The organism is Pinisolibacter sp., from assembly GCF_036782435.1.
Classification (GTDB): Bacteria; Pseudomonadota; Alphaproteobacteria; order Rhizobiales; family Ancalomicrobiaceae; genus CALBKH01.
This window is the reverse complement of record NZ_DAIPZB010000101.1, coordinates 1-4,195: the sequence shown is the minus strand read 5'-3', so window position 1 is coordinate 4,195 and position 4,195 is coordinate 1. Positions and strand designations below refer to the sequence as shown.

The window sequence follows — 4,195 nt, the reverse complement described above, 5'->3', positions numbered from 1 at the left end:
GCATCAAATCAACATGATGGTCCAACCGCGCACAGGTCTCCTCATACCATCGGCCATTGAAAATGACCGATGGTATTCCTGACGCGAATTTCTCATGCCCCTGATGCGAATGAGAAATTCGCGCTCCTTCAAAGGCCGGGTGCGTCAGCACCTCCGGCCTTTGGTATCACACCGAGCGCGACACCAACCCCTCGAGGTATTCCTGCCGCCCGGAGCGCGGCTTCGGGTCGAGCTTCTCGGCGATCGCCCGGTCGGCGACCTGATCGAGGCTGCGCTCGCCGGCGAGGATGGCCCCGGCCTCCGGCGCGTCCCAGCCGGCGTAGCGCTCGGCCAGCGGCGTCTCCAGCGTTCCCTTCTCCAGCATCGCCGCGGCGTTGATCAGCGCCCGGGCGCAGGCGTCGATCGAGCCGACGTGGCCGTGGAGGAGATCGGCCGGGTCGATCGACTGCCGGCGGATCTTGGCATCGAAGTTGAGGCCGCCCGTCGAGAACCCACCGTGCTTGAGGATCTCGTGGAGGACCAGCGTCATCTCCGAGAAGTCCATGGCGAACTGGTCGGTGTCCCAGCCGAGCAGCGGATCACCGCGGTTGATGTCGATCGAGCCGAAGACGCCGAGCGCATTGGCCAGCATCACCTCGTGCTCGAACGAGTGCCCGGCGAGCAGCGCGTGGTTCTGCTCGATGTTGACCTTGACGTCGGCGAGGAGATCGTAGCGCTCCAGGAAGCCGTAGACGGTGGCGACGTCGAAGTCGTACTGGTGCTTCGTCGGCTCGCGCGGCTTCGGTTCGATCAGCAGCGGGCCGGAGAAGCCGATCGTGTGCTTGTGCTCGGCCACCATCGCCAGGAAGCGGCCGAGCTGATCGAGTTCGCGCTTCATGTTCGTGTTGAGCAGAGTCTCGTAACCCTCTCGGCCACCCCACAGAACGTAGTTGGCGCCACCGAGCCGCTTGGTCGCTTCGAGGGCGATCCGCACCTGCCCGGCGGCATAGGCGAAGACGTCCGGATCCGGGTTGGTGGCGGCGCCCGCCATGTAGCGGCGGTGGCTGAAGAGGTTGGCGGTGCCCCACAGCAGCCCGACGCCGGTCTCCGCCATCTTCTTCTCGAAGACGTCGCAGATCGCCGCGACGTTGGCTTTCTGCTCGACGAGGTCGGCCCCTTCCGGCGCCGCGTCGATGTCGTGGAAGGTGAAGAACGGCACGTCGAGGAGGCGGAAGAGGTCGAAGGCGACATCGGCCTTGGCCTTGGCCATCTCCATCGCGTCGAGCCCATGCATCCACGGCCTCAGGAAGGTCTCGCCGCCGAACGGATCGCCGCCCGGCCAGCAGAACGAATGCCAGTAGCAGACGGCGAAGCGCAGGTGCTCGGCCATGGTGCGGCCGGCGATCACCCGGTTCTTGTCGTACCAGCGATAGGCGAGGGGATTGTCGCTGTCGGGGCCCTCGTAGCGGACCTGATCGAGCGCGCCGAAGAAGCGCGATGCGGGGGCGTTCATGAGCGGATCTCCTTGGCGAAAGGGGCGAGCCGACGCCAGCGGGCGTGGACCTCGCGATGGACGGCGGCGCGGGCCGCATCCGGTTGGAAGGTTTCGAGCCGGCGCGGCCGGTGGCAGACGGTGGCGGGCGCCTCACCGGTGGCGGCGAGCCGGCCGAGCCGGGCGGCGCCGTGAGCCGCGCCCACCGCACCCTCCTCGACCCGGTGCACCGGCACCTCGAGCTGATCGGCGAGGATCTGCGCCCACAGGCGCGAGCGCGATCCGCCGCCGACGAGATCGACTTCGGCGACGCGGGTGCCGGCGGCGGCGAGCGCATCGCGATTGTCGACGACCGCATGGCCGACGCCCTCGAGCACCGCCCGGGTCATCGTCGCCCGCCCGTCTCCGGCGCCGAGGCCGGCGAAGACCGCCCTGAGTTCGGGATCGTTGGCGGGCGTCCGCTCGCCGCTGAGATAGGGCAGGAACAGCGGCCCGGCGCCGGGCGTCGCGTCGTCCCCGAGTTCGGCGAGAAGATCGCCCGCCGAAGCACCGCAGACGTCGGCCCACCACGACAGGCAGGCGGCCGCCGACAGCATCACCCCCATCTGGTGCCAGGTTCCCGGCACCGCATGGGCGAAGGCATGGACGGCCGAGGCCGGGTTGGGCGCGAAGCGATCGGTCGTCACCCACAGCACGCCCGAGGTGCCGAGCGACAGGAAGGCGTCGCCGGGCGAGATGGCGCCGAGCCCGACGGCGGTCGCGGCATTGTCGCCGGCGCCACCCGCCACCACCGGCGGCGTGGTCATGCCCCAGCGGGTGCAGAGCGCCGGCAGCAGCCGCCCGGCCGGCGCGGAGCCCTCGACCAGCCCGGGCATCTGCGCGCGCGTCATCCCCGTCGCGGCGAGCGCCGCATCGGACCAGTCGCGCTTCGCCGGATCGAGCCACAGCGTCCCCGAGGCGTCGGACATGTCCTCGTGAGACTGGCCGGTGAGCCGCAGCCGCACGAATGCCTTGGGCAACAGCACCCGCGCCGTCCGCGCGAAGACCTCCGGCTCGTGGCGGGCGACCCACATCAGCTTCGGCGCGGTGAAGCCCGGCATGGCGAGATTGCCGGTGACGGCGTGAAGCGTCGGAAAGGCCGCCTCGAGCGCCCGGCATTCGGCGAAGGAGCGACCGTCGTTCCACAGGATCGCCGGGCGCAGCACCTTCTCGCTCGCGTCGAGCAGCACCGCGCCGTGCATCTGACCGGAAAGGCCGATGCCCGCCACCGCCGCCACCTCGCGCGGATGGTTCGCGGCGAGTTCGTCGATCGCCGCGAAGGTCCCGGCGACCCAGCTCTCCGGATCCTGTTCCGACCACAGCGGCTCCGGCCGGGTGACCTCGAGCGCGCGCTCGGCGACGGCGACCACCCGATCGCTCGCGTCCACCAGGACCGCCTTGACGCTCGACGTACCGATGTCGAGACCGAGATACATCACCCGCCTCCACACTTGAGCGGATCGCGCCGGAACGGCCCTCAGGGCAGGTTCTCGCGGATCACGATGTCGATGCCGATGACCTCCTGGGCAGCGGAGATCGGTTCCTTGCGTGCCAGCGCCTGCAGAATGCGCAGGGCCGATCGCGCTTCTCGCCCGGGGTTCTGCGAGATCACCGCATCCATGATGCCGGTGAGGAGGAACCGTCGGGTGTGTTGCGTGAGGTCGTGGCCGACGAACACCACCTTGCCGGCCTTCCCGGTCTCCGCGAGCGCCGCGGCGACGCCGCTGGTGCCCGCGCCGATGTTGTAGATGCCGACGAGGTCGGGCACCTCGGTGAGGAGCTTGGTCGTCAGCGCCTGATTGGTGGCGTCCTCGTCGCGGCCCTCGACCGGCAGCATCAGCTCGAGATCCGGGAAATCCGAGGCGATCACCCGGGATATGCCGATGAAGCGGTCGGTGTGGTCGGAGAGCGCCAGCGAGCCGGCGACCACCGCCACCATGCCCTTGCGACCGCCGATGAACCGGCCGATCAGCGACCCGGCGGTGCGTCCGGCCGCGATGTTGTCGATGCCGACGTAGCGCGCCCGGTGCGATGCCGGGACGTCGGAGACCAGCGTCACCACGTGGACGCCGGCGGCCATCAGATCGTCGATCGCGGCGCGCACCCGCGGATGGTCGAGCGCCACCACGGCGATGCCGTCGTAGCGCGACCCGACCTCCTCGAGCGTCCGGGTGAGGGCGTTCGGATCGAAGACGTCGGTCTCGACGATGTCGACGAGGGTGCGTCGCGCCATCAGCCACGCTCGCTCCTTCAGCACCGTCTCCTGGATCTCGCTCATGAAGGCGTTGAGGCTCGCCGGCATGACGAAGCAGAAGCGATAGCTTTTGCCCCGCGCCAGCTCCGCCGCCGCGGCGTGCGGCCGGAAGCCCAGCCGAGCGATGGTCTCTTCGACCCTGGTGACGGTGGCCTTCCGCACCCCCGGGCGCCCGTGCAACACCCGGTCGACGGTGGCGATCGAAACGCCCGCTTCGCGAGCGACGTCCTTCAGCGTGGAAACGGAGATTTCGGTCTGATCGATCATGCCCCGATGGATCGCGCAAAAATCTGAGGTGCGCAACTCAATTCGTTGCTGCGCCGCCGAACTCGCCACGGATTTCGCGGCTGCGACGCAGCGATGATGTTGAGGTGCACCTCAGAGGCCGTTTTGAAATTCGCGCCCGGCGATTCCCGTCGGCGTCCGAATGT

The 4,195-nt window shown here is 69.1% G+C and carries 3 protein-coding genes; all 3 read right to left on the bottom strand.

The genetic code is table 11. The features are described from left to right. Positions 1 to 166: 166 nt before the first annotated feature. The 3 genes from xylA to V7Q42_RS21275 are packed head-to-tail and all read right to left on the bottom strand — an operon-like array spanning position 167 to position 4,031. Positions 167 to 1,492 carry a xylose isomerase gene (gene xylA, locus V7Q42_RS21285; protein WP_333826277.1) on the bottom strand — a complete coding sequence of 442 codons (1,326 nt, stop codon included), beginning with the start codon at positions 1,490 to 1,492 and terminating at the stop codon, positions 167 to 169. Next, positions 1,489 to 2,946, bottom strand: a complete 1,458-nt coding sequence (xylB, locus tag V7Q42_RS21280) for a xylulokinase (RefSeq protein WP_333826276.1) — start codon at positions 2,944 to 2,946, stop codon at positions 1,489 to 1,491. Before xylB ends, xylA begins: the two co-directional genes overlap by 4 nt. A 41-nt stretch (positions 2,947 to 2,987) precedes the next feature. After that, the gene (locus V7Q42_RS21275; protein WP_333826275.1) at positions 2,988 to 4,031 is read right to left on the bottom strand and encodes a LacI family DNA-binding transcriptional regulator; all 1,044 of its coding nucleotides are present in this window, start codon (positions 4,029 to 4,031) and stop codon (positions 2,988 to 2,990) included. Between the last annotated feature and the right edge of the window lie 164 nt (positions 4,032 to 4,195).

What these genes read in the sequence shown, in the direction of transcription:
- xylB (WP_333826276.1), bottom strand. Translation starts at nt 2,946, where the DNA reads ATGTATCTCGGTCTCGACATCGGTACGTCGAGCGTCAAGGCGGTCCTG.
- xylA (WP_333826277.1), bottom strand. Translation starts at nt 1,492, where the DNA reads ATGAACGCCCCCGCATCGCGCTTCTTCGGCGCGCTCGATCAGGTCCGC.
- V7Q42_RS21275 (WP_333826275.1), bottom strand. Translation starts at nt 4,031, where the DNA reads ATGATCGATCAGACCGAAATCTCCGTTTCCACGCTGAAGGACGTCGCT.